1 protein-coding gene is annotated in these 5,046 nt (G+C 75.7%); it reads left to right on the top strand.

The genetic code is table 11. From position 1 onward, the window contains the following. A partial coding sequence (locus HHX37_RS35270) for a type I polyketide synthase (RefSeq protein ID WP_182888167.1) occupies positions 1 to 5,046 on the top strand: 5,046 nt, incomplete at both ends.

Below are 5,046 nucleotides of genomic sequence, written 5' to 3'. Positions count from 1 at the left end.
CGCAGGGGGAACGGCCGCGCCGGGCGGGGGTCTCCTCCTTCGGGATCAGCGGCACCAACGCCCACGTCATCCTCCAGCAACCACCCACCGACACCCCCAGACAACCCCCCACCACCACACTCGGACAACCATCCGCCGACACACTCGGACAGCCACCCGCCACCGCCCTCGGACAACCATCCGCCGACACACTCGGACAGCCACCCGCCACTGCCGACGGCCCCTCCGCCGACCAGGACGCCACCACGACGACCGCCGGCACGACGACCGCCGGCACGACGACCGCCGCCACGCCGTCCGTCACCATGACGACTGCGGGCCCCTCGGCGGAGGAGGGCGTGCCGCTGCTGCTGTCGGGAACGGACGCGGCGGCGCTGCGACGGCAGGCCGCCGCGCTCGCCGGGCACCTGCACGACCACCCGGAGCTCCGCCTCCGGGACGTGTCCACGACGCTCCTGTCGCGGGCGCGGCTTCCGTACGGCGCGGCCGTCCTGGGAGACCACCAGGCCGCCCTGCGCGCGCTCGCCCGGGGCGAGGTCCACGACGCGGTCGTGACGGGCGAGCGGATCGGTGGGCGAACGGTCTTCGTCTTCCCCGGTCAGGGGTCGCAGTGGCCCGAGATGGCCCGCGCGCTCCTGGACGCCGACCCGGTCTTCCGGGCCGGGATCGACGCCTGCGCCGAGGCTTTCGCCGAGCACACCGACTGGTCCCTGCACGACGTCCTGCGGGGCGCGCAGGGCGCGCCCTCACTCGACCGCGTCGATGTCGTGCAGCCGGTGCTGTTCGCGGTCATGGTGTCGCTCGCGGCGATGTGGCGCGCCGCAGGGGTCACGCCGGACGCGGTCGTCGGGCACTCCCAGGGCGAGATCGCCGCCGCTTATGTCGCGGGCGCGCTGTCCCTCGCCGACGCGTCGCGGCTTGTCACCCTGCGCAGCAAGGCCATCGCCAGGATCGCCGGGGACGGCGGCATGGTGTCGGTGGCGCTGGGCGCGGCCGAAGCGGCCGAGCTCGCGGCTCGCTGGGAGGGCGCCGTCGAGGTCGCCGTACGCAACGGACCGCGCTCGACCGTCGTCGCCGGGGACGCCGCGGCGCTCGCCGAGCTGCTCGCCCGGTGCGAGGACGACGGCGTGCGCGCCCGCCGGGTCCCGGTGGACTACGCCTCCCACACGAGGTACGTCGAGCCGCTGCGCGAGGAACTGCTGCGGACGTTCGCGGGGCTGCGACCCCGGCCCGCCGAGATCGCCTTCCACTCCGCGGTGACCGGCGACGTGCTGGACACGACCACCCTGGACGCCGGCTACTGGTTCCGCAACCTCCGGGAGACCGTCCGCTTCGACGCCGCCCTCGGCGGCCTCGCCGACAGCGGCCACCGGAGGTTCGTCGAGATCAGCCCGCATCCGGTGCTCACCGTGGCCGTGGAGGAGACGTTCGCCGAGCGGGGGATCACGTGCCTCGCCGCGGGCACGCTCCGGCGCGGCGAGGGCGGGCCGGGCGCCTTCCGCCGAGCCCTGGCCGTGGCCCACCTCGCCGGTGTCCCCGTCGCCTGGCCGCGCGAGGGGACGCCGGTGGACCTGCCCACCTACCGGTTCAGCGGCGAGCGCTACTGGCTCACACCCTCCGCCGGACCCGCCCAGGCGTCCCGGCTCTGTCTCGCCGCAGCCCGGCATCCCCTGCTCGGCGCGATGGTCACGCTCGCGGACGGCGGGGCGGTGCTGACCGGGCAGATCGACCTGGCCGCGCAGGGCTGGCTCGCCGACCACCGGGTCCTGGGCACCACCCTGCTTCCCGGTACGGCGTTCGCCGAACTGGCCGCGCACGCCGGCCGGCTCACCGGCACCCCCGAGGTGCGCGAGCTGACCGTCGAGGCTCCTCTCACGCTGGACGCCGGCCGGCCCGCGCAGGTGCAGGTGCTCGTCGCCGCCCCCGGCGCGGACGGACGGCGCGGCGTCGAGGTGCACGCACGGGCCGGTGACGACCGGCCGTGGACCCAGCACGCCTCGGGCACCCTCGCCGAGGCCGGAGACACACCTGCGCTCCGCGACCCGCAGGCCGCGCCCGGCGACGAACTCCCGGCCTGGCCCCCCGCCGGGACCGAAGCGGTCGACGTGTCGGACGTCTACGACCGCCTGTACCGGCTCGGCTACGACTACGGCCCGGCCTTCCAGGGCCTCACCGCCGTATGGCGCCACGGCGACACGGTCTACGCGGAGCTGTCCTCCCCCTCGGACGCGGACCCGTCCGGCTCCGCGCAGGACTTTCCGCTACATCCCGCGCTCCTGGACGCGGCCCTCCACCCGGTGGTGGCGGGGCTCGCCGGGCTCGCCGACCCCGGCGCCGGCGCGCCCCTCCTGCCGTTCGCGTTCGAGGGCCTGCGGCTCACCGGCCGGGCCGGGCGCACCGTGCGGGCCCGCGTCGAGCCGCTCGGCGGCTCTCGGTTCCGCTACCTGTTCGCGGACGAGGGCGGGCAGACGATCGGGACGATCGAGTCGCTGGCCTTCCGGCCGGCCACGCGTGAGGACCTCACGGGCGTCCGGCCCGCCGCCGAGGCGTACGGCCTCGTCTGGGAGCCGGTGACCGACCTCGGCCCGGCGCCGCGCCGCGTCGGGGTGCTGGAGGGCTTCGGCGCCACCGGAGACCTGCTGGATCTCGGGAATCTCCGCGACCTCGGCGATCCCGACGACGTGGAGGTCGTCACCGGTGCGGACGCCGCGGCGCTCACCCGGGCCGAGGTGGTGCTCGTCCCGGTGGGCGGACCGCGAACCGCCGCGGACCCCGAAGGCTTCTCCGCCGGTCTCGCCGGGCGGGCGCACGCCCGCACGGCCGCCGTCCTCGCCCTGCTGCAGCAATGGGCCGCCGATCCCGCGCTCGACGGCATCAGGCTCACGGTGGTGGCCGACGGGCGGGACCTCGCCTCCGCGCCGCTGCGCGGGCTGGTGCGCACCGCCGCCGCCGAGCACCCCGGCCGGTTCGCGCTGGCCGTGGTGGACGGCCCGGCGCCCGTGGCGCTGCTCGCCTCCGGGCACGGCGAGCGCGAGGTGGCCGTACGCGACGGGGTCGTGCTGGCACCGAGGCTCGCCGTCCGGGACCTGCCCGCGCCCGTGACCGAGCCCCAGTACGAGCACGGGCACGGGCACGGCGACGAGGACGGCGCCGACCCGGGTGCCGAGCTCAGCTCAGACGGCCCCGGGCTGGGCACGAGCGGCACTGAGGTCGCTACGGGCGGCGCCGGGCTCACTACGAACCGCACTGAGCTCACTACGAACGGCACTGAGCTCACTACGAACGGCATCGGGCTCGCAACGGGCGGCACCGTGCTCATCACCGGTGGCACGGGGACGCTCGGAGCGCTCGTGGCCCGCAGGCTGGCGGCGGCGGCCCGCCCGCCCCACCTGCTGCTCGTGAGCCGATCCGGGCCGGACGCCCCCGGCGCGGAGGCCCTCGCCCGCGACCTGCGCGAGGCGGGCGCGGAGGTCACCCTGGTGGCCTGCGACGTCGCCGACCGGGACGCCCTGGCGGAGGTGCTGGCCGCCGTCCCCGCCGGCCGCCCGCTGCGCGGCGTGGTGCACACGGCGGGCGTGCTGGCTGACGCCACCCTCACGGAGCTGGACGCCCCCGCGCTCGCCGCGGTGCTGCGGCCGAAGCTGGACGCCGCCTGGCATCTGCACGAGCTGACAGCGGAGCTTCCATTGGAGCGCTTCGTGCTGTTCTCCTCCGCCGTGGCCGCCCTCGGAGTGCCCGGGCAGGCGAACTACGCCGCGGCCAACGCGTTCCTCGACGCCCTCGCCGAGCACCGGGCCGGTCTCGGGCTGCCCGCGACCTCCGTCGCCTGGGGCGTGTGGGAGGAGGCCAGCGCCATGACCGGCCACCTCGACGACGCCGGCCGCGCCCGGCTCGCCCGGTACGGCGTGGGCACGCTCTCCACGGCCGTCGCCCTCGACGTCCTCGACCGGGTGCGCGAGCCGTACACCGTGGTGTCGCCCCTCGACGACGCCGTGCTGCGTGAGGAGGCGGCGGCGGGGCGGTTGCCCGCCCTGTTCTCCAGCCTCGTGGTCTTTCCGTCTCGTGTGCGGCGGGCGGCCGAAGGCGCCTGGGCGCGGCGGGTGCTGTCCGGACGTCCGCACGAGCGCCTGAACCTGGTCACCCGGCTCGTGCGCGAGCAGGCCGCGTCCGTCCTCGGGCACGACGATCCGGCCGAGGTGCCCGGTGACCGGCCGTTGAAGGAACTCGGCTTCGACTCGCTCACCTCGGTCGAGCTGCGCAACCGGCTGAACGCCCTGACCGGGCTGACGCTCCCGGCCACGATCGTGTTCGAGTTCCCGACCGTCGCCGCGCTCGCCGGGCACCTGCTCGGCCTCATCACTGTGGAGGAGAGGGCGGCCACCGCGGTCGCGGTGCGGGCGGCGGACGACGACCCGGTGGTGATCGTGGGGATGGGGTGCCGGTTCCCGGGCGGGGTGGCCTCGCCGGAGGACCTGTGGCAGGTGGTGGCCAGTGGCGCGGACGTCACGGGTGACTTCCCGGACGACCGGGGCTGGGACCTCGACGCCCTTTATCACCCGGACCCCGACCACCGGGGCACCGCGTACACGCGCCGGGGCGGTTTCCTGCACGACGCGGGCGAGTTCGATCCGGCGTTCTTCGGGATGAGTCCTCGGGAGGCACTGGCCACCGATCCGCAGCAGCGGTTGCTGCTGCAGGTGTCGTGGGAGGCGCTGGAGCGGGCCGGCATCGACCCGCTGTCGCTCAGGGACAGTGACACCGGCGTGTTCATCGGGGCCATGTACGACGACTACGGCAGCCGTCTGCGCGTCGTGCCCGAGGAGCTGGAGGGCCTGCTGCTGGCCGGCAACGAGTCGAGCGTGGCGTCGGGGCGGATCGCGTATGTGCTGGGGTCGCGGGGTCCGGCGTTGACGGTGGATACGGCGTGTTCGTCGTCGTTGGTGGCGTTGGATCTGGCGGTGCGTGCGGTGCGGTCGGGGGAGTGCGGGCTGGCGTTGGCGGGTGGGGCGGCGGTGATGGCGTCGCCGGGGATGTTCGTGGAGTTTT

Origin of the sequence: Microbispora sp. H10885, assembly GCF_014161415.1 — a bacterium.
GTDB lineage: Bacteria > Actinomycetota > Actinomycetes > Streptosporangiales > Streptosporangiaceae > Microbispora > Microbispora triticiradicis.
Note: the sequence above shows the minus strand (reverse complement) of the source record. Positions and strands in the feature narration are given on the sequence as shown.